Below are 22,032 nucleotides of genomic sequence, written 5' to 3' on the forward strand. Positions count from 1 at the left end.
GAGTATTAGAGGAGTATTAGACCTGGGCAGCTAAGAAAGCTTAGACGCTGTCAGGGTGTCTGTTGGACGCTCAGTTGAGCGGGCGCACCTGGGCTTCGGGCACGGCCACGGGAGTGGAGTTGGACTGCGCAGGCCCACCAAATAGGCGCTCCTTAACAGACTCAACCACCTTGTCGGTGACCTTTTCACCCTGGCGCTTGACGGCGTCGGAAACCTTAGCCTTAGTTGAATCCACGCGGGTGCGCACGGCGGGAGACTCCACCACACGCCCGGCAGCGGCCTTAATCTTTTCGTACTGGGCGCGCCCGGCGCGGGTGCCCAGCACGTAGCCGCCGGTCAGGCCAATCAGGAACGGGAGTTTGCTAGCCATTTATTTCTCCTTACGGTTGGGGGCCTACCAGCGAGGCTGGCAGTTTACGAGCCAAAGTGAAGCCGTCGCGGCCACTAACCACCAGGGCGCCGGACTGTTTGAGGCTGCGCACCTGCGGCTCAGCCAGGGCCACGTGGTTACCACCCGCTAAAACATGCTCTGATGAGGTCAGTTTACGGATGGCAATAGCCTCTACCTTGTCGCCGTGGTCGTGGGCGAGGTCGCCGTAAATGATCCGGTCAAACTGGCCGTCGTCACCAATTAGTAGCCACTTTACCTCAGGCAGGTCAATCATTAGGCGACGCAGCTGGGTGCGTTTGTGTTCCAGGCCTGAGCGGAACCAGCCGGTGTTGGTGGGGCCCCAGTCGGTCATGAGCATGGGGCCGCGCGGGAAGTGGTTGCGTTCAAAGAAATTACGCAAAGTGGGCACCACATTCCAGGCGCCTGTAGACAGGTAGATTACCGGCGCACCCGGGTTGGTTTTTTGTATCCGGTTGAGCAGTGCGGCCATGCCCGGCACGGCTTGGCGCGCAAAAGACTGCTTAACGAAAGCGTTCCAGCTGGCCACCAGGGCACGCGGCATGTGAGTGACCATTACGGTGTCGTCGATGTCGCACACCACGCCCAGCTGTGGCCCGTCAGGGATGATCAGCACGGGGGCTTTGATTGTGTCCATGGCGGGGCCGGTGATGGTGGCTTCATGCCAGCCGGGTTTGAGGTTGTGGTTACGGATGACGACGTCGATATAGCCGCCCCGGTCTGCCTGTGCGGAGAGTTTGCGCCCACCCACCTTCACGGTGAAGGGGATGAACGGTACCGGGATGTCAATGAAGGAACGCCAACCGCGTTGGGCGTCTAGCAGTGAAGCCATGGCGGCTTCACGCAGCTGGGTGATAGAAGGCAGATCCTCAGGGATGTGCTGGAATAGTGGGCCCTCGGCGGGTGCGCCGGGTGGGCGCATCACTACACGCGCAATTACGCGCACCATGGTGGCCGAGCCGTAGCCATCATAGGCCACTGCTCGTGGGCGCCAGCCGGCGCGGCGTAGTCGCGGAATCACGTGGCGGTGGAAGTGTTCTTCACCGCGTCGTGCCAAGTCAGATAGGGGCATCGGTTCTCCTCAAGGAGTTCCAGCCTAGTCGAGCTGTTGCCTGCACCGGTAACGCCCAGGCCAGGGCTACGCCAGAGGCGATAGCGGCCAGGGTGTAGGAGGAGCCCACCAGCTGCTTTACCACGCTCCAGTGCAACTCGTTAACCTGCCCGTAGGGGAACCACCAATGCGGGGCCATGATGAATAGTGCCCCTTGCGCTAGGGCCAAAGCGGCCAGGGGCGCGGACTTTAGCCGCAGCGCCACCGCGATTAGCGCCACCACGCTGGCTAGCCCCCACACCCAGTGGTGCGACCAGGTGATGGGGGAGACCAGCAGCCCTAGGGTCATGATTACTGCGGCTGTCAGTAAGGTGGCCAGGTTTTCGGGTAGCGCCGGGGATGCTGGGCTAGTGGCGACGGCGCTCGGGGCGGCGACGGCGTCGCTGGCGGCTGTCTCGGTGGCGTCGCCAGCAGGGGCGGCGGGCGCGGCCGTATTAAGGAGGCCGGATGCGACGTCGTCGGAGGCAGAGCGCGAGGTGACCACGCTAGTAGCGGCGGCCTGAATACGCAGGCACAGCCAGACGGCGGCCACCAAAGCCAGCACCACCGCGATCGCCCAAGTAATACTCCAGGCGTTTTCCGGCAGGGCGCGGGCCACGAACCCCTTCAGGTTCTGGTTGCCGGCGTAGTAGGCATCCCCGGCGCGCTGGGGGTCCCACATGGCGTCAAAGAAGAAACGGGCAGACTCGCTCGGGCTGATAATCCAGCTGAGCAAGGTGACGGTGAGCGAGGTAGCCACCATGGTGATAGCTGAACGCCACTGACGGCGCAGCAGGAAAATAAGCACGGCAATAGCTGGGGTTAGCTTGATAGCAGCCGCTAAACCAGAGGCCACGCCGCGTCCCTTCCAGCTGGGAGGTGCGGCCACATCAATCATCACCAGTGCCATCATGGCGGTGTTGACCTGGGCAAAACCAACCGACTGGTTGAACGGCTCTAGGCACTGTTGGACCAGGATCGCTGCCCACGGGGCAATAGCAAAAGCTGAGCCCCAAGAGCAGCCCAGGCTGCGCCCCACCAAGGCCACAATCACAGCGGTTTGCAGAGCAATGGCCATGATCATTAGGGGCGCGGCGATCTCATAATCAAACCAGGTCAGTGGGGATAGTGCCCAGGCCCCAAAAGGCGGGTAGGTGAAGGGGTACATCTTGTTGTCAGGCAAGGCGTACCAGTCGTACAGAGAATTACCGCTAAACCAGTTATTTAACGCATACCAGTACACGTATACGTCAAAATGCAGAGGTAGCCTGTAGTCCTTGTCGTACAACTGTGGATAGGTGGACACCAGCAGACACAGCCAGCCCAGTATCTGCACAATCGGGGCGCGCATAGTGGCGTAAATGCTAGCGCGTAAGTCTGCAAAAGAAAGATTCATGATACCTCGATATCTGTGGCCTCTGGGTTGGCCAGGGGGGAGCTAAGCGCAGATACAAACAGCCCTAGGGTATCTGACGTACTCCCAGGGTGCGGCGCAAAGTACGCGCCCCACCCCACACAATCACCACGGCTAGCCACGCCATAACCGTAACTGCCAAGAAACCACCGTGCGCGCCAGAATCGTCGATAGCTAAACCAGCTAGGAACGTACCCACAGAAACACCCACGTTAATAGTGGTGCTAAGCCAAGTCAGGCCCTCAGTGATCTGGTTGTCGGCCACCGAATGCTGCACAATCTGGTTGGCGGTAGTGAAAGTAGGGGCAATAGCCATACCGGTGATGGCCGCAGCTACCGCCACAAACCACAGGTTAGGGGCAAAAATCAGGGTGGAGGCACCCAATGCCAAAACAGTCACGCCCACCACGAACTGGCGTTGCAGCGGCCAATGCCACTGGCGTGAACCGTGAATCAGCGCCGCCACCAGCGAGCCGGTAGAGAAGCAAGCCAAGATAGCGCCGGAAAGATTCTTGTGACCATGCTCAGTAGCTGAAGCCACAATCGCCACATCGTTGGCGCCAAACAGGCCACCCAACACTAGGCAGGTAAGCGCAGTAACCACCAACGCCCCATTACGCAAAACATGGGACTGGCCGGCTTGCTCCTGCACGGCAGCGCGCCCCTTCGCCGGCGGCTCAGTGGCGCGCTGGGATAGGAACCATAGCGAACCCACTGCCTGGGCGCTTACGGCCACAATCAAACCACTAGTAACCGGCAGAGGCGGGTTAGTCACCAGCATGGTGGCCAAGATCGGGCCAATGATGAAAGCCACCTCATCCATGGCTGCCTCAAGGGCGAAAGCCGTGTGGATTTCATCAGGGGTTTCTAGCAGGTTAGACCAGCGTGCACGCACCAGGGCGCCCATAGAACCGCTGGTACCACCGGCAATGGCGGCGCAAACCAGCAGCGCCACCGGGTGGGCATGGAAAGTAATAGACACAATCTCGCCCACCATGGCCAGACAGGAAGCCATGATGAAAGGAATCATGAAGCGCTGGCCGTAAATATCTACACGTCGAGCCAGCCAAGGCGCAGTGCAGGCAAAAGCGATCAGCGTTACCGCGCTGACCTGCCCGGCCAGGGTGTAGCTGTGATACTCGCTTTGAATAGCCAGCAGCGAAGAAATTGACACCATAGACATGGGCATGCGCGCCAGCAGTCCGGTGGCAGAAAATTTAAAAGCACCGGGTTTACGTAGGATGTTTACATAGTTAGATGCCACCGCTCCATGATTACACGGGGAGCGGTGGCAAACTGAACTATGTAACTGTGAGAATCCAAACCAGACCTGAGAAGCGCTTGCGGCTTGCGCTCAAGCTGGAGGTCTGCGCCTAGCGCTGCTCGGGGTTAGCTCAGCGCTGCTTGGGGTTAGCTCAGCGCTGCTCAGAGTTGGCTGCGTGACGGTTAACCGTGAAGCCCTGACCGTTAAGAGTATTCCAGCAGGTGACGCCCTCTTCGGTGGAGGTGCAGGCGAAAACGCCATGCTTAGCCGAAGAGTTGTAGGCCAAGGTGGTGCCTGAAGCCTTAAAGGCAGTCTGGCAAGAGCCGCCGGCACTGGTCTGCGTGGTCACCGTAGCGGTGAACGGGGTGGAGTTGTTAGAGCAGCTGGGACCGTTAGCGTTGAAGCTGTATTCCTTGATAGTGCAAGAAACCTGGTCGTCGCCAAGGGTGCAGGTGATGTTGCCGGAAGGTGAGGTGAAGCTGGTCATTTCCCGGGCGCCGTCGGGAGCCGGAGCCTTAACCGTAGCGGTAGGCGTGGCACTAGGCGTGGGGGTTTCAGTCTCTACCGGTGCGGCAGTTTCAGTCTGTACCACCGTGGGGGTGATTGGACCGGCGTCGTTGGTGGGGTGCGGGGAGGTGTCGCGCCCAAGCATGTAGGCACCCACGGCCACAGCCAAAATCAAAACCGCCAGCGAAATCCAACCAAAGAGTGGAAGGCCGCCCTTCTTAGCGGAGCTGTCAGCCTCCTGCTCAGGGGACTCATTAGCGGTGGCATAGTCGTAGGTGGGCTCAGCGTAGGTGGGGTCCGGGGCATACACCGGGGTGGACATAACCATGGTGGCTGAACCGGTGGTGGCCGGGTCTGGCACCTGCGCGCCTAGCGGCTGGTCTAGCGGAATAACCGAGGGGTTAGCCGCCACAATATTCTGGGCGGGGCCCTCCACGCCGCCAGGGGCCGGCTGCTCCTTGTCATTCATGGCAAACACGGAGTCAGCAACGCTGGGGGCGCTAGTTTCCTGGTTGGAGCTAAGCACAGAGCGACGGGTGGGAGCATGGTCGTTAACCAGCGGGCCGGCGGCCACCTGCGTGGGGGCCACGTCCTGGGCGCTGGCAGTGCTAGCGGCGCTAGCTGCCTGCTCTTTTTGGCCTTCAAGCTGGGCCAGGAACTGGGGATTGTGCTTAGCTAGCAGCTGACGCGCCAACGGTAGCGGGCTGCGGGCTAGACCGGCGTTGATCTGCGGATCGTTAAGGTTAGCCAGCCATTCAAGTAACTGCGGGTAGGCGTTCGGGTTGGCGGCTACCACTGGGCGCAACTGCGGATAGTTGCTGACCAGCTGATATAGGTCAGCCTGCGAAGTCGCGGGACTGGCGGCCCGGGCGGCTAACTGTTCCAGCGAGAGCGTCATCGTGATCCTTCCAGGTACCATGCACTTGAGCCGTGTTAGCCAAGCGCTGTTACCAACCTCAATACAACTACTCTAGTGGCCAAGTCCGACAATTAACTACTTCAGAGTAAAAACGGGACATAATTTAACAGTGTGTGCTTGGCACCATTTTCGATCCGTCACACCAGCTAAGGAGGCTCACAATGGCTGAGGAATTACTTGGCGTGGAATGCGTCAACGGCCACCCAAATCCGCCTGATGCCTACGATTGCGCCACTTGTGCGGGTGCTTTAGCGGCTGCTCCACACATGCTAGATAACCCGCCACGGATGGTGGTGGAGGCCTCCACGGGGGCGCGCCTGGCCCTGCGCCGCGATCTGGTAGTGGGGCGAGCGCCACAGTATTTAAGCTACAACGAGGGCACGGAGCTGCTCACGGTTCCCTCCCCGGGCCGTCTAGTTTCCCGCTCACATGTGTTACTACAGGTGGTGGGGTGGCAGGTTAGCGCCATCGACATGGATTCCCACAATGGCACCGTGCTGCGCCGGCTGGGCTATGAGGATGTGCAGCTGGTTCCCGACGCCCAGGTTCCCCTGCGTTACGGTGATGAGCTTGATTTGGGCGACGGCGTGGTGCTGCGTTTCCTTCCCCCTGGTGCCGGCATTGACGACGACGCCGCAGCCTCCGCTCACAGCGCGGGAGAAAGCCTCAACGTCACCGGCTCCCTAACCTACTGAGGGCTTTTGGCCGCTAAGGTCAGCCAGGGTCAGCCAGTAGAGCGCCAGCCGGTCAAGGGCGGCCCGGTAGTCAGGGGTGGCCTGGCGGCCAAAGCCGGGTAGCTTCGCTAGCTCAGCCAGCCATAGGGCAACGCGAGACGGAGGGAGCCGGGGCGTCGTCGTCGTGATCAAGCGAAACCGGCACCGGATGAGCCGCCTGCTGCGCACCCACCGCCTGCAACACGAAACTATCCAAACTGTGCAGGTAGCGCTCGCGCTGCATGGGGTTAGCGGGCGTGGGGCGGCCCCCCAGCACGCAGGCGTGGATTAGCTGCACGCTCATGGGCACATCCTGGCTAGGTAGCTGCCCCTGGTCGATAGCCTCATGCAAAATCTGGCTGAGCATCTGCTCCATAATGTCGGCATGCGAGTGCAGGCGCCCCACACTGCTGCGCGAAAGCGTATCGGTTAGGCGCGCGCCGCCAGGGAAGTGATAGTGCTGCTTTAGCAGGGCCTGCTCGCGGATATAAACCCGCAGGCGGTCAAGCGGATCTTGCACATCTTCAAGAGCCTGGCTCAGGCGGGCCACATAGCTGCGGGTTTCGTTCTCGATATAGGCCAGGAGCAGGTCTTCTTTGTCTGCAAAGTGGTTATAGACGGCGGTGCGCCCCACATGGGCGTTAGTGGCGACGTCGGAAAGCGTGATTTTGTCAAAAGGTTTAGCGGCCAAGAGTTGACCCAGGGAGTCGAAAAGGGCGCGGCGAGTGCGCTCGCGGTGTTCGGCTAGGGTGTTACCAGTAATCTTGGGCATAGGTAAACCTTAGCTGGTTAGTGACGTGAGCAGGAAGTGTGTCAGATCGTGGAAAACTCAGAGGCCGCCAAGGTGACGCAGGAGGCGCAACCTAAGGGGGCACAATCAAAAGCGGCGCAACCTAAGGGGACACAACCAAAAGCGACACAACTGGTGGTAGGGGCCGTGGTGGTAGATGATTTGCGTCAGCCCACGCGGTTTTTAGCCGCTCAGCGTGCCTACCCGGCGCAGCTGCGGGGCCAGTGGGAGTTTCCGGGCGGCAAGGTGGAGCCGGGGGAGGCGCCGCAGGCAGCCTTGGCGCGCGAATTATGTGAAGAACTAGATATTGTGGCCAAGATCGGGATGGAAGTGATACCTGATACACCCTTGTCTGCATGGCCACTAAAACCGGGGCTAGAGATGCGGGTGTGGCTAGTGAGCACTGAGCGCCCCGAAATTAGCCCAGGCACTAGTCATATGCAGGTCAAATGGGTTACTCCAGTACAAGCTCTTGACCTAAATTGGCTGGCTCCCGATTTACCTATTGTGCGCCAGATCATTAAACTAATGGGTGCTGGCCAGGGCAAATGTGCTCAGAGTTAAGTTGTGAAAGGGCTGATACTTACTGGCCAAAAGGTCACGTTTCGATTACAGTCGGGTACTAGTTTATAAAGAAAGAGGTTCGACATGGGACGTCACGCTCAGAAGGCCACCCCGGCCTCAGCAGTTAGTGCTCTCTTTTCCCAGGTAGGCACCGGTAACGTGGTGTACCGCGCGGGCGGTGTGGCCATGGCTCTGTCCCTGGCTGTCTCCGGTGGCGCATTCGCTGCTGTACAGATGAACAACGGTGTCAACACTGACGCCAACAAGGCCGCGCTGACCCACGCAGCACTCGGTCTGTCCGCTCAGCCCACCTCTAACGCAGAAGAGTCTGTTAACTACAAGCTGGTTGTAGACGGCAAGACCATTTCCGCTTCCACCCAGGCTGACACCTGGGGTCAGGCCCTGTCCGACGCCGGTGTTTCGGTTGATGACAACGACACCGCTTCCGTGGACCTGACTGCCGCCCCTGTTGACGGCGCCGTCGTTACCGTTGTCCACGCTAGCGTCACCCAGACCAACGTAGACACCGCCATCAAGGCTGGCACCACCGAGAAGCCGGACCCGACTCTGGCCAAGGGTGAGAAGAAGGTAGAAACCGAGGGTGTAGACGGTATTTCCCGAACCGTTTACAACGTGGTTACCCGTGGCGGTAAGGAAGTTTCCCGCACCGTAGTATCCACCGCCGTCGTCAAGCCGGCCACCAACGCCGTGGTACTGGTGGGCACCAAGGAAGCTACCGCTCCTGCCGCCACCACCACTCCCGCTACCCCCAGCAACTCTTCCTCCAGCTCCAGCGGTGGTAACGCCACCCTGGCTGCCGCCGGCACCGACGCTGCTAGCGCCCAGGCTATTGCTAAGTCCATGATGAGCTCCTACGGCTGGGACGACACCCAGTTCAGCTGCTTGGTTAAGCTGTGGAACCGCGAGTCTGGCTGGAACTACCAGGCTTACAACGCTTCCTCCGGCGCCACCGGTATTCCTCAGGCCCTGCCTGGCTCCAAGATGGCTAGCGCTGGTAGCGACTGGGCTACCAACCCGGCCACCCAGATCAAGTGGGGTCTGGGCTACATCTCCGAGCGTTACTCCAACCCCTGTGGCGCTTGGGCACACTCTGAGTCGGTGGGCTGGTACTAAACCGCACTTACACAAGCTGGCGTTTGAGCACGCTAACCATCTCCCCTGCGATCTGTGCTGATTGTGGGGGAGATGTGTATTTAGGTGCGCTTGCAGGCTCGCTCGGCTGCTTTTTTGCGCGCGACGTCGCCGCTGCGGGTAGCTGCCAGGGTAGGCTCAGCTGTCGGCTGGTGCTGCAGCGGCTGGGGCGGGGCGGCGTCGTCGGCATCCTAAAATTGAGCGGCTTTCAGCTAGGCTTGAAGGTAATGAAGGCAGTACCAAACCGCGCTAGTAATGCGCCCGGAAACTTGTAGGTGACGTGTATGAGTGACGTGGCGGCAGGCAAGCTACTGACCAGCAGCGATATTCGCGAGCTGTGCGCCCAGTTAAACATTCGCCCTACCAAAACCCTGGGCCAAAACTTCGTTAATGATCCGGGCACGGTACGCAAGATCGTGCGTAACGCCGGCGTACAAGCGGGAGAGCAGGTGTTGGAAATCGGCCCCGGCTTGGGCTCACTAACCCTGGCGCTGCTGGAGGCTGGGGCGCAGGTAAGCGCCGTCGAGATTGATCCGCCCCTAGCTCAAGCGCTACCGACCACCGCCCAAGCGCGCTTCCCGGAAGCTAAATTACAAGTTTTTACTGCTGACGCCTTGACCATTACCGGCCCAGAAAGCATCGGCGGCACCACCCCCGTCCGCCTGGTGGCTAATTTGCCGTATAACGTGGCCGTGCCGATTGTGCTGACCGTGCTCGAAAAGCTACCCAGTATCCAGACCGTTCTGGTGATGGTGCAGGCGGAGGTAGCCGACCGCCTAGCGGCCACGCCGGGCAACAAGATTTACGGTGTGCCCAGCGCCAAGGTGGCCTGGTATGCCAGCGCGCGGCGTACCCTAACCATTGGCCGCAACGTGTTTTACCCGGTGCCTAATGTGGACTCGGCGCTGGTAAAAATTGAGCGCCGCCCCCATCCGGATACTGCGGCTACGCGCGAGCAGGTTTTTGCTGTTATCGACGCCGCCTTTGCTCAGCGTCGCAAGACCTTACGGCAGGCACTGGCTGGTTTGGCTGGTAGCGCCGGCGCCGCCCAGGAGGCGCTGGAGCGCGCCGGGGTTAGCCCCACGGCTCGCGGTGAAACCCTAGACATTGACCAGTTTGCCGCCGTGGCCCAGCAACTAAATGCTGCTAGCGCCGGTGCGTGCGTTCCAGCTGCCAGTGCGCCCGCCCCGGCCACCAGTGACCCGGCTGTGAGCGTTAGCGCCCCGGCTGTGAATACCCCGGCCATGAGCGTTGGTGGCTCGGATGTGAGTGTCAGTGCCCCTGGCAAGGTAAATCTTTTCCTAGCCTTGGGTGCCGCCCGCCCCGATGGCTACCACCCGCTTAACACCGTCTTTGCCCAGATCGGCTTAAGCGAGACGGTTACGGTCACGCCGTTACAGTCTCTGGCTACGACGGCGCCGCAGCCGGCCTCGGCAGGCTCGGTCCCGGCGGCCGCTCAGCCGGCCTCAACTGCCCCTGTCTCCTCTGCCTCGTCGGCCCCGGCCCTAGCAGCCCCAGCGGCCCAGTCAGACTTGGCCCCGGCGGCCGCTCAGCCGGCCCCATCAGCCACGGCTGTCCCGGTCCAGCCGGGCTTAGTCCCGGCGGCCCAAACCGGCGGCCCGCGCATTGAGCTGGCCCTGACCCGCCCCGATAGCAATGTGCCCCTAGATCACACCAACCTGGCCTACCGCGCCGCCCAGGCGGTGGCCCAGCAAGCCGCCCAGCGTGGCCTAGCCACCCCTGACGTGCACATTTTGCTAGACAAGGCCGTGCCGGTAGCCGGAGGCATGGCTGGTGGCAGCGCGGACGCAGCTGCCACCCTCAAAGCCTGCAACGAGTTCTGGCAGGTGGGCCTGAGCCTAGAAGAGCTAGCCCAACTCGGCGCCCAGTTGGGTGCGGATGTGCCCTTCGGGCTTTACGGCGGTGTAGCTCTGGGCACCGGACGCGGGGATCTAATTGAGCCACTTAAGGCCGCCCCCGGCCCCTACTACTGGACTTTTGCCTTGCAGGATGAGGGTTTATCGACGGCGGCCGTGTTTAAACACTTTGACGCCACTGTGCAGGCCCCACCAGTGGCTGACATGCCGCCAGAGCAGCTACTGGCAGCTCTAGAGGCCGGTGATGTGGCCGAGGTTAGCCGCCATATCCGCAACGATCTACAGGCCACGGCTATCGATCTACGCCCAGAACTAGGTCAACTAATTGACCTGGCTAAGAAGGCCGGCGCTCTGGCAGCCATGGTTTCTGGCTCCGGGCCTACTGTGGCCGCCCTTAGTTCCAGCCGCGCGGCGGCTGAGCGGGTAGCTCTATGCTGGAGCCTCACCCCCTTCTGCGACCAGGTAGTTACCGGTTAAGCGCCCGCAAGCCGTGCCACCCGCACCCCAGCGTTCACGCGGTAGAATGCGGGGGCTGGTTTTATCTGCAGAATGAGGATTTAATGGCTCACCTATTAGGGGTCGAGAACCTGCGCATTGTTGTAGGCAGTCGTACGCTACTAGACGGTGTCACGGTAGGCATTGAAGACGGCACCCGGGTGGGCGTGCTGGGCCCCAACGGCGCTGGTAAATCCACTTTCCTGCAGGCCCTATCAGGTCAGCGTGAAATCGATGGCGGACGCATCACCCGCGCCGCCGACACGCGCGTGGCCATCCTCAACCAGAGCGACAACTTCCCCCCGGGCATCAGCGTGCGCCAAGCGGTGCACGGTGACACGCCTGAGCATGTGTGGGCCTCCAACCCTGCCGTGCGCGACATTCACGCCGGGCTGCTGGCAGACGTGGACCTGGCGGCCGACGTCGACACTCTCTCAGGCGGTCAGCGCCGCCGCGTTGCCCTAGCCCACGTGCTCACCCAAGACGCCCAGGTGGTGGTGCTAGATGAGCCCACCAACCACCTCGATGTTGAAGGCGTGGACTGGCTGGCTCGCCACCTGCAAAAACGCTTCGATTCAGCGCGCGGCGACGGCGCCCTAGTGGTGGTCACCCACGACCGCTGGTTCCTAGACGCCATCTGCAACCGAGTGTGGGAAGTAGTTCCCGGCGTCGACCCCGGCAATGGCCGCCCCCAAATCCCCGGCCGTATTGAGCTTTACGACGGCGGCTATGCGGCCTACATTTTGGCGCGCGCCGAGCGGGCCCGCCAGGCCGAAGTGGCTGCCGCCAAACGCGAAAACCTACTGCGTAAAGAACTGGCCTGGCTGCGACGCGGCGCCCCGGCGCGCACCTCCAAGCCACGTTTCCGTATCGACGCCGCCGAAGCCCTAATCGCCGACGTGCCCCCGCCGCGTGACAGCGTGGAAATCACCCGCATGGCCACCGCCCGCCTAGGCAAGCGCGTTATTGACCTGGAAAACGTCAGCGTCAGCTACCCCGCCCCCGGCGGCGGCGAAAACCAGGTGCTGCGCGAGGTAACCTGGCGCCTAGCCCCCGGTGAGCGAGTAGGCATTGTGGGCATAAACGGCGCCGGTAAAACCACCCTGCTGCGCCTGTTGCAAGGCACCCAAAAACCCACCAGTGGGCGGGTACGTACCGGCCAGACCGTGGATGTGGTGACCCTGTCGCAAACCACCCATGAGCTGGATCAAATCAGCGAGCTGCGGGTGGTTGAGGCAGTGGCTGCAGTGGCCGAGCACGTCACCGTGGGTGGCAAGGAGCTAAGTGCCAGCCAGCTGGTTGAACGCCTGGGCTTTACCCGCCAACGCGCCTGGACCCGGGTGGGGGAAATCAGCGGTGGTGAACGCCGTCGCCTGCAACTGCTGCGACTGTTGATGGCTCAGCCCAATGTGCTGCTGCTGGACGAGCCCACTAACGATCTAGACACTGACACCCTGGCTTCAATTGAGGATATCCTCGACACCTTCCCGGGCACGCTAGTGGTGGTCTCCCACGACCGCTACCTGCTTGAACGCGTCACTGACCACCAGCTGGCTTTGCTTGGTGACGGGCATCTGCGTGATCTTCCCGGTGGGGTGGAGCAGTATCTGGAGCTGCGTCGCCAGCAACTTACGGCCGCCTCTGGGGCTGCAGGGACGACGTCGCCAACTGCGGAGGCTAAAAACGCCCCGTCCCAGGGGGAGCAGGGTGCCTTAAGCGGGGCTCAGCGCCACGCGGCTGCCAAGAACCTGGCCCGGCTAGAGCGCCAACTGGATAAGGTCAGCGCCCAGATCGCCAAGCTACACGCGGAAATGGAAGTGGCTTCAGCTGATCCTGGGCGCGTCAATGACCTAATTGAGCTGGGCAAACAGCTCAGCCAGGCGCAGGAACGCCAGGCAGACATTGAGCTGGAATGGCTTGAAGCTGCCGGCGAGCTGGAGCAGTAGCTAGGCTGCGTGCTTACCGCCGCCACTACGACGACGCGGTCGGGTAGGACGCGAGGGCGGACCTTGCTGCACCCGGCGGCCCTGCGGACGCTTGCGGCGTCGGGGCAAGCTAGGCAAGCTGGGCATACGCACATGCCCAGCCAACTGCAGTAGCTTCTCCTTAGGAACCAGGTGGCGTAGGTCGATACCCTTACCAGGCAAGCCAATTGACCAGGGCGCCAAGTATTTAAGCGCAATACAAACCGCGAAACAGGCCGCCGTAATAATCCAGGCAAAACCCACCGACAGGGAGTTATCTAAAACAAACTGGGGGATAGGACCCATAGCTGTAATGAGTTCTTCCATACCCAGAGAGTTAATTACAATCTGCACAGCCAACACGATGAATTTGTGAGTACACAAAATACCCAGGGTCATTTTCCCAATGCGGGTCAAATCATCTATATTCCAGGCGCGCGAAATCATGCAGATACCGGCAATACCAACCAGCGCGGCCGCCACAAAGTTGGCGTAGTTGCCGTAGGTGCGGGCCACATAATCCACCGTGGTGGTGTTGTAGTGGCTGATGGCGGCGGCAATCGCCAGCAAACCAATGCCGTCTAGGCCCTCAATTAAAGGGTATTTAATAGGCAAATGGTTGACGATGGGGCGCATATACATGCCTAGGAAGAAGAACGGCATCAGCACCCCCACTCGCTCAAAACTCCAGGGGTACCAGACCTCTTGGTGGGAGGCTAAAAACCAACTGGGAAGTAGGGAAATTACAATAATTATGGCTAAAGCGATACGATTACCCTCAATTAGCTTGGCGGTGCCCCAAGCTATCAGGTAAGCGATCATAATTGCGGGTAAAAACCACAGCGGCTTATTCCAGTCCATGTGGTGCGCCGAGGGGGTGGCCCACATGATGTCTTTAAGCATGGTGGTAAAACTTGCGGGATTTTTACGACCCAATGAACCAGCTGCCACTGAACCCAGCACTGCGAAAATGCATACAGAGATAAAAGCCCACAGCGCGTAGGGGAGCATGATGGCGCGGACGCGGGTGTAAAGGAAGCGGGGAAAGGACCGTTTTCCAGGGTTGAAAACCAGTCCAGAAAGGAAGAAGAAGGCGGGAACGTGGAAGGCGTAAAGCAGGTCGAACAGCGCGGGGTGCTGATTCCAGGGGAGATAGAAGTGGCCGGCCACAATGGCCAACATGCACCATCCGCGAGAGACGTCGATCCAGGCAATACGCCCGGTGCCGCGCCTAGCTAGGGCGGCAGGTGGGGTCATGCAATGTCTCCTTGGTTACGCAATACAGGGTCAGGCTCCATGCCGCGAAGGCCGTTCCACGCCAGGTTAACCATGTGCGCAGCAACCTCCTCCTTGGTCATGGTGCGGTCGAGTAGCCACCATTGGGCGGGCATAGCAACAATACCCACTAACATTTGAGCGTACAGGGGAGCAAAACGCGCATCAATACCATGTTCTGTAAATTGTCTGGCCAAGATGCCGGAGACTTGCACCGCCACATCCGCTAACAAAGTTGAGTAGGTTCCCCTTGAGCGGTCATTTTCTGAGGAAATGATGCGGAAACCATCAGTGTTATCTTCGATATATGTCAGCAGCGCCAAGGCGGCGTGTTCCACCACCGCAGAAGGTGAGGGATCTGACTCTAGGGCGTTGACTATAGTGGAGTAGATCAAGGTCAGTTCCCGGTCAATGATGACCGCGTAAAGCCCCTCTTTACCCCCGAAATGCTCATACACCACCGGCTTGGAAACCTGGGCGCTAGCAGCTATTTCTTCGATTGAGGTGGCGTCATAACCGCGCTCAGCAAAAAGCGTGCGGGCGACGTCGATCAGCTGCTCACGTCGTTCCCCCGCACTCATGCGAATCCGTTTTGAAGTCATAGCCACCGCACAAAGTGTGTAAGAATAGATCCCGGTACGCCTGACGTACCCTTCCGCCCTAGTGTAATGGCAGCACGCAGGCCTTTGGTGCCTTGTGGTCCGGGTTCGAATCCTGGGGGCGGAGCTTTTTGTGCGCTATGCTGTAGACAGTATTTATGCTTCGACCCGTTTAGGAGCTTTCCTCGTGGCCACAAGCCCTGCCGCCGTCATCATCATGGCCGCCGGTAAAGGAACGCGTATGCGTTCGGCGACCCCCAAAGTTCTACACCAGATCGGGGGGCGCAGCTTGTTGAATCACGCTGTGGTTGCCGCCCGTGGACTTCAGCCGCAGTATTTGGTTGCGGTAGTGCGTCACCAGCGCGACGACGTCGTCGCTCACTTGGAGCGGGTGGCTCCGGATGTGGTGATTGCTGACCAAGACGAAATTCCCGGTACTGGCCGGGCTGTGGCCTGCGGTTTGGCTGCGCTACCTGCCGACCTAACCGGCCCGGTGGTGGTTACCAGCGGTGACGTGCCGCTACTGGATACTGCCACCCTAGAAGCGCTGCTAGAGCAGCACGTCAGCCGTGGAGACGCGGTCACTATTCTTACCACCGAACTGGCTGACCCCAGTGGCTATGGCCGTGTGGTACGTACCGAGGAAGGTGCAGTAGCCGGCATTGTGGAGCACCGTGACGCTTCTGAGTCACAGCTGCTAATCAAGGAAATTAACGCGGGCGTGTATGTTTTCGACGCCGCTCACCTGCGTGAGGCACTAGGTGGCCTGGGCACTGACAACGATCAGGGCGAGGTTTACCTGACCGACGTCGTAGCCGCCGCCTACCAGGCCGGTAAGTCCACCAGCGCGCTGGTGGTCACCGACACCTGGCTAGTTGAGGGCTGCAACGACCGCGTACAGCTGGCCCAGCTAGGGGCTGAGCTTAACCGTCGTATTCTCGAGCACTGGATGCGCACTGGCGTAACCATCGTGGACCCCTCCTCCACCTGGGTCGATGTGGATGCCAAGATCGGCCAGGATGCCTACCTAGAGCCCGGGGTTATTGTTCACGGTGCCACCGTGATTGGTGACGAGGCCTATGTTGGGGCCCACAGCGTCCTAGACAATGTGGAAGTTCCCGACGGCGCCGTCGTCGCCCCACTAAGCCTGCTGGAAGCCTAAAGCAACCAGCATGATCTCCTACCTACCCACCCACATGGCCAAACGGCTACAAGGAGGCAAATAATCCATGACTGGCATTATCAGTGAGGGCTCTAAGCGCCTGGTGATCGTATCAGGCCGGGCTCACCCTGAGCTTGCGCAGGCCGTGGCCAAGGAGCTGGGCACCGAGGTGCTGTCCTCTAGCGCTTACGACTTTGCTAATGGCGAGACCTATGTACGTTTCAACGAGTCGGTGCGTGGCTGTGACGTGTTCTGCATCCAGTCTCACGGCGACCGCGTTAACGACTGGGTTATGGAGCAGCTAATTATGGTGGATGCGCTTAAGCGTGCCTCTGCCAAGCGCATCTCTGTGGTGGCTCCCTTCTTCCCCTACGCCCGCCAGGACAAGAAGCACCTGGGGCGCGAGCCTATCTCTGCCCGCTTGATTGCAGATCTGTATGCCACTGCTGGCGCTGAGCGCCTCATGAGCGTGGACCTGCACTCTGCCCAGGAGCAGGGCTTCTTTGACGGCCCCTGGGACCACCTGTGGGCCCAGCCGGTGCTGGTTGACTACGTCTCTAAGCACATTGACCCGGCTAACACCACGGTGGTTTCTCCTGACGCTGGCCGTATTCGTGTGGCCGAGCGTTGGGCGGACAAGCTTGGTGGCACCCCGCTGGCATTCGTTCACAAGACCCGTGACGTTACTCGCCCCAACCAGTCCGTGGCTAACCGCGTGGTTGGTGACGTTAAGGGCCGCACCTGCGTGCTGGTTGATGACATGATCGACACCGGTGGCACTATCGCTAAGGCGGTTAAGGTACTGCTCGACGCCGGCGCTGAGGATGTCATCATTGCCGCCACCCACGGTGTGCTCTCCGGCCCCGCCGCTGAGCGTCTAAGCACCTGTGGCGCCAAGGAGGTTATCGTCACTGACACCCTGCCCATTAGCGAGGAAAAGCGCTTTGAGCAGCTGACTATCCTCTCTATCGCGCCGCTGCTGGCAGCCGCTATTAAGGCTGTTTTCGACGACGGCTCAGTGGCTGACCTGTTTGACGCGGGCGACCACTAAGGCACATAGCTAATAAGACGCATAGCTAAGTGGGGGGCCAGTTCTTACGAACTGGCCCCCCACCTGTTTTTATAGGCTTTAACGAGCTGGTCAAGCCACAGCTATAAGCCAAGCGTTCCAAAGCGCCGTAACTGGGCCGGTGTGGCTAGCGTGACGTAGCTAGGGCGGCGGCCAGAGCGGCGCGGCGGCGGCGGCGGCCAGAGCGGCGCAGCTAGAGCGTCGTCGTCGAGAAAAAGATCTAACCGGCGGTGGTTTGCAGCTCAGGCTCACGCACCAGCACCGGGCTTAGACCTGAGGCGGGCGTAATCATGTCGCGGCTGGGGCTGTGGGTGTTACCAGTGGTTTCCAGGCGCAAAGGCTTGCCTGTATCCAAGTTGATCTCTTTACCCGTACCAATTAGGCCCTCACGATTAGGGGCTGGGTGGTAGAAGCTAAGCACGCCCACAAAAGCCCCAGCAGTGGCGTTAAAACGCGAACGCAGTGAGTTCCAGTCACGGCTGGAGGGTACCAGTGCCATCTTGGCGGCCACCAGCGGTAAACGCAGCGGGTTAAGCAGCCAGGCGCCCCGGCGAGTGGCCGGCACCTGGGAGGTCAGGTGGTATTTGCGGGCCAGCCAGACATGAGCGCGGGCACTCTTAAACTCTGCTTTGTGCCGCGACTTAGTCTTGGGGTCGCGTCCCCGGTAAGCGATACGCATGCCTGAGAAGTTTTCAGTTTCAATGCCGTGCTCACGCAGGTACAGGGCTAACTCATTGTCTTCTGAACCCCAGGGGGCGTTAACATCAAAGCCACGCGAGATCAGCGCTGAGCGGCGGGCGGCAAAGGAGCAACCCATCAGGATTGGGATAGCCCGGTCTGCATTAACCGGGGTGTAGGTTTCAGTTTCTGTGGCCGGGTGGATAGTTTCATAAGCCTTGCCCAGGGCCCAGAAGTTTTTGAAGGTACCTTCTAGGAAGTAGATGCCTGAACCGGAAACTACTTGACGTTCCTTTAGGGATTCAATGCCCTGGCTGACCCAGTTGTTGGAAAGCATATCGTCGGCGTCACAAAACAGTAGCTTTTCACTGTTTGCATAGCGGATACCCACGTTGCGGGCATAGCAGACGTTACGCTCCCGGTCAGAGATGAAGTAACGTAGGTTGACCTGGCGGAAAGCAAAGCGAGGATAGTAGTCCTCAAGCAGCTCGCGCGTCTCATCGGTGGAGCCGTTGTCGATTACCAGAATCTCAAAAGCACCCTCATAGTCTTGACGCAGCAGTGAATCCAGTTGGATAGCCAAAGCTGGGGCACTGTTTAGAGTCGGGATGATAACCGAGGCTTGCGGTTGGGGGGTCATGGCGTACCTGAGAATCGGGGACTAGGGGCATGAGCAGTCAGGTACTAGTCACTGTCTGGTAACTAGTTTATAGTTTCCTGGGAGTTTCCTGGGCTCACTTGCGATAATAGTGCAATAAAAGCGCCGGCGCATAGACTAAACGCACAAAATGCCAACCCAAATTTATTGTTTGTTTGCAAAGCTTGGTCCACGTGCAGCAAAACCCAAGCAATTGCAAAGGTAATCAGCGTTAGCCGCAAATAGGGCTGTGATAATTTGTTGTATTGCACTTGTTGTAAAGGTAGTAATAAATAAGCCCAAAACAGTGCCAAATCTGTGGAAGCAAACACGTCAGTCCACAAGTGCGCGGAGCTGACCAGCACCGCAGTGGTGCCCAAAATAAAGGCGCTCAGTGCCCCAACAAAGGCGATTCGCTTGAAAATACGCGGCAGTTTAGTGGCGCTAAGCGCAGCCATAAGCGGCACGGTGGCCACCAAAATCATGCCGGCGTGTCCTGAGGGCATGGTGTTGTAATGCGGGAAATAGCCGGTGCCATTGATGCCGCCTTGAGGCAGGTAAGGCAAGCGAGTTTTAAGCACTTGGATAGTGCCTAGCAGGCCGGCCGCAAAAGCCACTAGCTGCACTGGCAACAACCAGCGCTTGGCGCACAGGGATACCACCACGGCCAGAGCCAAGCTGGCCCCGGCCACCGGGGCCGTGCCCAGCTTGGTAAATACCTGCACATAGGGCTGAAGGGGACCCACAAACGTATGCAGGCCCAAACCAGCCAGGTAGGCACCCTGCTGGGTGGCCTCAAAAAGGTTGCGGTAAGCCCAGGTGGCCAGGAAGGTAAGTAGTGCGAGGGAAGCGGGGAGGAAACGTTTCAAATGGTTAATTACTTCTTTTAATAGGCCCCGCGTGAAGAAAGCACCGCCTGCACCGTTTTGGTCAGGATCGATAGGTCTTGTAACGGAGACCAGTTGTCAATGTAGTACAGGTCCAGGCGAATGGTTTCATCCCAGGACAGGTCTGAGCGCCCTGAAATCTGCCATAGGCCGGTAATACCCGGACGCACACGTAGACGGCGCATCTCATCGGGAGTGTATTTAGCTACCTCACGCGGCAGCGGCGGGCGCGGGCCAATCAGGCTCATATCGCCCTGGATCACGTTAAACAGCTGGGGTAGCTCATCGATAGAGAAGCGACGAATAAAGCCACCCACCGGGGTGATACGCGGATCCTTCTTGAGTTTAAACATGACCTCATTGGTCTTGTTGCCGCCCTGCAGCTGAGCCAGGCGCGCCTCGGCATCAACCACCATAGAGCGGAACTTGATCATCTTAAAGGTCTTACCATCGCGCCCCACCCGCTCTTGCCGGAAGAACACTGGGCCACGGTCGGTAAAGTACACCGCCAGGGCGGTAATAATCATGACCGGGCTGACCATAATCAGCGCCAGGGAAGCCATGACAATATCGAAAATTCGCTTGGAGTGTGACAGCGCGCCAGCAGAGTTGGGGTCTTCTACGTAGACCAGTGGCAGACCACCTACTGGGCGGGTACGAATACGGTCAGCGGCGACGTCGACCAAAGAAGGCACTACAGCCAGCTGGGTGCGGTGCCCCTCAAAACGCCACACATAGCGGCGGAAATCAACCGAGTCAGGCACCGAACCGGGGGCGAAAAGCACCAGCTCAGCCTGGTTGGATTCAGCCAGCTTAAGCAGGTTGTCGCTGATAGAACGGTGGTCACCCTTATAGGTTTCTAACGCCTCATCAGGGTCAAAAACCAGGTAGGGCTCTAGTCCCACCCAAGCCGAACGCTTAAGCATCCGGGAGAACTGCTCAGCCTGCTGGGGGCGGCCCACAATAATCACGCGCGAAATGCCGTAGCCATGCCAGTGCAGCCAGTGCAAGATGCGGCGACCAAACAGACGCCCCAAGGTGATTAGCGGCATCGCAATGATGAACAGCAGCAGGAAGTAAGAGCGTGAGAACTCCGTGTTGGTCAGGTACAACACCAGCGAGAAAAAGCCGATATTAAACAGACCAGCGTTAAGGGCGCGGCGGATACTGACCGTGCCCGAGCCGAATTCACGCACCGCATAGCCGCCAAAGCAAGCGATTACCACCAGCCAGGCCGCTGAAGCCAGCGGCTTCCAGTGCATAAGGGCCTTAGTGAGGGCTGAGACGTCATTAGAGAACAGACCTGACTGCTCGCGCAAATGCCACGCAATGGTGAACGACACCCAGATAGCGAGGAAGTCAATCACAATAGCGCCTAGACGCACTAGGTGATTGAAGGTACGTTTACTCATCTTCAAGACGAAACCTACTTGGAGCAGTCGGGAACTTAAGACAGTGCTTCTACCTGCTGGTGCAGGGCTTGGATGAAACGATCCAGGGAGAACTTGTCACCGTGGGCGCGAATCGCGGGGTGATCCCAGGTGATTTGCTCGTTCTTTTCCACTGTGGCTGCGATATCAGCGCTGGTGGGCTTAGAAAAGAATAGACCAGTTTGGCCTTCTACAACAGTGTCGAGGTAGCCACCTCCACGCAGGGCCAGCACCGGTTTGCCGAAGCTGTAAGCCTCCAGCGGGGTGAGCCCAAAGTCTTCGAAGGAAGGCGCAATCAGGGCCTGGCAGTTGGCGTATAGCCAGCGCATTTGGCCGTCGCTTAGACCCTGGAACATGCGCACATTGTCTGGGCACATAGCTGCTAGACGCTCAGATTCAGGGCCCTTGCCCACAATTGCCAGCTTGCGCTGGGGCATGTCAGCAAAAGCCGCTATGGCGCGATCAACATTCTTATAGGGCATCAGGCGCGAAACCACCAGGTAGAACTGGCCAGCCCAGCTAGCAATCTCGTCCACAGTTTCCTGGCTGGCACTGGCGTCAATCCCACCAGGCGGGAATAGCAGCTCAGCCTCAATACCGTAGACACGCTCAATGCGTTCTTTAACGATGGAGGAGTTGGCCAGGTAACGGGTGGCGCTGTGAGCAGCGCGCTTATCCCAACGCAGCAGCGGCGCATACACCGCGTTTAATCCCAGCACCTTGGGGGAGAAGCGTGAGGACTGGCCCAGGTACTGCTCGCGCAGGTACAGGAAACGGGCTGGGGAGTGGCAGTAGACCAGCTTGGCGCCGGTAGTTTTAACCCCGTGGGCAAAGCCAGTGGAAGACACTAGGGTTACGCCCGCATTGATCTTGATTTTCGACGTCGCCGGGGCCAGCAGCGGCAGGGCGATGCGGTGATCGTGGCGGAAGGCGGCTACCCGGTTTAGGCCGGTTACGCGAATATCGGCGTCCTTGAACTCAGGGAAGGTGCCTTCTGGATCGTACAGGGTGGTGAAAATGGGGGCCTGGGGAAAAGCCTGGTGCATGGCTAAGGCCACTCGTTCCGCACCGCCACGCTGAGTTAAGTAATCGTGGGCGATGGCAACTTTAAAGTGCTCACTCATCAAAGTCTCTCTT

General features: G+C 59.6%; 18 protein-coding genes, 1 tRNA gene and 2 pseudogenes. 9 read left to right on the top strand and 12 right to left on the bottom strand.

The annotated features are described in order from the left end of the window. Nucleotides 1-70: 70 nt before the first annotated feature. The 5 genes from HMPREF0045_RS08955 to HMPREF0045_RS08975 all read right to left on the bottom strand — a co-directional run bounded on the left by HMPREF0045_RS08955 (nt 71) and on the right by HMPREF0045_RS08975 (nt 5,582). Nucleotides 71-370: a hypothetical protein gene (locus tag HMPREF0045_RS08955; protein WP_005987658.1), complete on the bottom strand. Its 300-nt coding sequence runs from the start codon at nt 368-370 to the stop codon at nt 71-73. Between the two features lie 10 nt (nt 371-380). Then, nucleotides 381-1,481, bottom strand: coding sequence for an App1 family protein (locus tag HMPREF0045_RS08960; RefSeq protein WP_005987661.1), 1,101 nt, complete (start codon nt 1,479-1,481; stop codon nt 381-383). Continuing rightward, nucleotides 1,468-2,895 carry a glycosyltransferase 87 family protein gene (locus HMPREF0045_RS08965; protein WP_005987662.1) on the bottom strand — a complete coding sequence of 476 codons (1,428 nt, stop codon included), beginning with the start codon at nt 2,893-2,895 and terminating at the stop codon, nt 1,468-1,470. Before HMPREF0045_RS08965 ends, HMPREF0045_RS08960 begins: the two co-directional genes overlap by 14 nt. Before the next feature lie 64 nt (nt 2,896-2,959). Further along, the gene (locus HMPREF0045_RS08970) at nt 2,960-4,177 is read right to left on the bottom strand and encodes an MFS transporter (protein ID WP_005987664.1); all 1,218 of its coding nucleotides are present in this window, start codon (nt 4,175-4,177) and stop codon (nt 2,960-2,962) included. Between the two features lie 151 nt (nt 4,178-4,328). After that, nucleotides 4,329-5,582, bottom strand: a complete 1,254-nt coding sequence (locus HMPREF0045_RS08975) for a variant leucine-rich repeat-containing protein (RefSeq protein WP_005987665.1) — start codon at nt 5,580-5,582, stop codon at nt 4,329-4,331. A gap of 182 nt (nt 5,583-5,764) precedes the next feature. On the opposite strand from HMPREF0045_RS08975, the gene HMPREF0045_RS08980 reads away from it, so the two are divergent. Further along, on the top strand, nt 5,765-6,298 hold the full coding sequence (locus tag HMPREF0045_RS08980) for an FHA domain-containing protein (RefSeq protein ID WP_005987667.1): 534 nt from the start codon (nt 5,765-5,767) through the stop codon (nt 6,296-6,298). Nucleotides 6,299-6,410: 112 nt separating this feature from the next. Here the strand turns inward: HMPREF0045_RS08980 and HMPREF0045_RS08985 are convergent, their stop codons facing one another. Next, the gene (locus tag HMPREF0045_RS08985) at nt 6,411-7,088 is read right to left on the bottom strand and encodes a TetR/AcrR family transcriptional regulator (protein WP_005987669.1); all 678 of its coding nucleotides are present in this window, start codon (nt 7,086-7,088) and stop codon (nt 6,411-6,413) included. Between the two features lie 48 nt (nt 7,089-7,136). Here HMPREF0045_RS08985 and HMPREF0045_RS08990 point away from each other — a divergent pair, with 48 nt between their 5' ends. The 5 genes and pseudogenes from HMPREF0045_RS08990 (at nt 7,137) to HMPREF0045_RS09005 (ending at nt 13,140) form a co-directional block, all read left to right on the top strand. Beyond that, nucleotides 7,137-7,670, top strand: a complete 534-nt coding sequence (locus HMPREF0045_RS08990) for a (deoxy)nucleoside triphosphate pyrophosphohydrolase (RefSeq protein WP_196793428.1) — start codon at nt 7,137-7,139, stop codon at nt 7,668-7,670. An 84-nt stretch (nt 7,671-7,754) separates the two neighbouring features. Continuing rightward, the gene (locus HMPREF0045_RS08995) at nt 7,755-8,804 is read left to right on the top strand and encodes an aggregation-promoting factor C-terminal-like domain-containing protein (RefSeq protein WP_005987673.1); all 1,050 of its coding nucleotides are present in this window, start codon (nt 7,755-7,757) and stop codon (nt 8,802-8,804) included. Between the two features lie 302 nt (nt 8,805-9,106). Further along, nucleotides 9,107-10,012 (top strand): annotated as a pseudogene (gene rsmA / locus HMPREF0045_RS10795) (16S rRNA (adenine(1518)-N(6)/adenine(1519)-N(6))-dimethyltransferase RsmA); the annotation flags it as partial. Nucleotides 10,013-10,093: 81 nt separating this feature from the next. Beyond that, nucleotides 10,094-11,176 (top strand): annotated as a pseudogene (locus HMPREF0045_RS10800) (4-(cytidine 5'-diphospho)-2-C-methyl-D-erythritol kinase); the annotation flags it as partial. 83 nt (nt 11,177-11,259) lie between these two features. Beyond that, nucleotides 11,260-13,140, top strand: a complete 1,881-nt coding sequence (locus HMPREF0045_RS09005) for an ABC-F family ATP-binding cassette domain-containing protein (protein ID WP_005987677.1) — start codon at nt 11,260-11,262, stop codon at nt 13,138-13,140. Here HMPREF0045_RS09005 and HMPREF0045_RS09010 read toward each other — a convergent pair whose 3' ends face one another. After that, on the bottom strand, nt 13,141-14,415 hold the full coding sequence (locus HMPREF0045_RS09010; protein ID WP_005987679.1) for an acyltransferase family protein: 1,275 nt from the start codon (nt 14,413-14,415) through the stop codon (nt 13,141-13,143). Then, nucleotides 14,412-15,035: a TetR/AcrR family transcriptional regulator gene (locus HMPREF0045_RS09015; protein ID WP_040316368.1), complete on the bottom strand. Its 624-nt coding sequence runs from the start codon at nt 15,033-15,035 to the stop codon at nt 14,412-14,414. Before HMPREF0045_RS09015 ends, HMPREF0045_RS09010 begins: the two co-directional genes overlap by 4 nt. A gap of 52 nt (nt 15,036-15,087) precedes the next feature. Here HMPREF0045_RS09015 and HMPREF0045_RS09020 point away from each other — a divergent pair. The 3 genes from HMPREF0045_RS09020 (at nt 15,088) to HMPREF0045_RS09030 (ending at nt 17,245) form a co-directional block, all read left to right on the top strand. Next, nucleotides 15,088-15,159: transfer RNA gene (locus tag HMPREF0045_RS09020), tRNA-Gln, on the top strand. A gap of 90 nt (nt 15,160-15,249) precedes the next feature. Beyond that, nucleotides 15,250-16,194 (top strand): bifunctional UDP-N-acetylglucosamine diphosphorylase/glucosamine-1-phosphate N-acetyltransferase GlmU, encoded by a 945-nt coding sequence (locus HMPREF0045_RS09025; protein ID WP_040316370.1) that lies wholly within the window; start codon nt 15,250-15,252, stop codon nt 16,192-16,194. Nucleotides 16,195-16,261: 67 nt separating this feature from the next. Next, nucleotides 16,262-17,245: a ribose-phosphate diphosphokinase gene (locus HMPREF0045_RS09030; RefSeq protein WP_005987684.1), complete on the top strand. Its 984-nt coding sequence runs from the start codon at nt 16,262-16,264 to the stop codon at nt 17,243-17,245. Nucleotides 17,246-17,483: 238 nt separating this feature from the next. Here HMPREF0045_RS09030 and HMPREF0045_RS09835 read toward each other — a convergent pair whose 3' ends face one another. The 4 genes from HMPREF0045_RS09835 to HMPREF0045_RS09050 all read right to left on the bottom strand — a co-directional run bounded on the left by HMPREF0045_RS09835 (nt 17,484) and on the right by HMPREF0045_RS09050 (nt 22,019). Then, nucleotides 17,484-18,581 carry a glycosyltransferase family 2 protein gene (locus tag HMPREF0045_RS09835; RefSeq protein ID WP_005987686.1) on the bottom strand — a complete coding sequence of 366 codons (1,098 nt, stop codon included), beginning with the start codon at nt 18,579-18,581 and terminating at the stop codon, nt 17,484-17,486. A gap of 62 nt (nt 18,582-18,643) precedes the next feature. After that, nucleotides 18,644-19,447, bottom strand: a complete 804-nt coding sequence (locus HMPREF0045_RS09040; protein WP_005987688.1) for a phosphatase PAP2 family protein — start codon at nt 19,445-19,447, stop codon at nt 18,644-18,646. Nucleotides 19,448-19,464: 17 nt separating this feature from the next. Further along, the gene (locus tag HMPREF0045_RS09045; RefSeq protein WP_005987690.1) at nt 19,465-20,877 is read right to left on the bottom strand and encodes a sugar transferase; all 1,413 of its coding nucleotides are present in this window, start codon (nt 20,875-20,877) and stop codon (nt 19,465-19,467) included. A gap of 35 nt (nt 20,878-20,912) precedes the next feature. Continuing rightward, complete coding sequence (locus tag HMPREF0045_RS09050; protein ID WP_005987692.1) at nt 20,913-22,019, bottom strand: glycosyltransferase; 1,107 nt, start codon at nt 22,017-22,019, stop codon at nt 20,913-20,915. Nucleotides 22,020-22,032 lie beyond the last annotated feature (13 nt).

The organism is Actinomyces graevenitzii C83 (assembly GCF_000239695.1).
Taxonomy (GTDB): Bacteria; Actinomycetota; Actinomycetes; order Actinomycetales; family Actinomycetaceae; genus Actinomyces; species Actinomyces graevenitzii.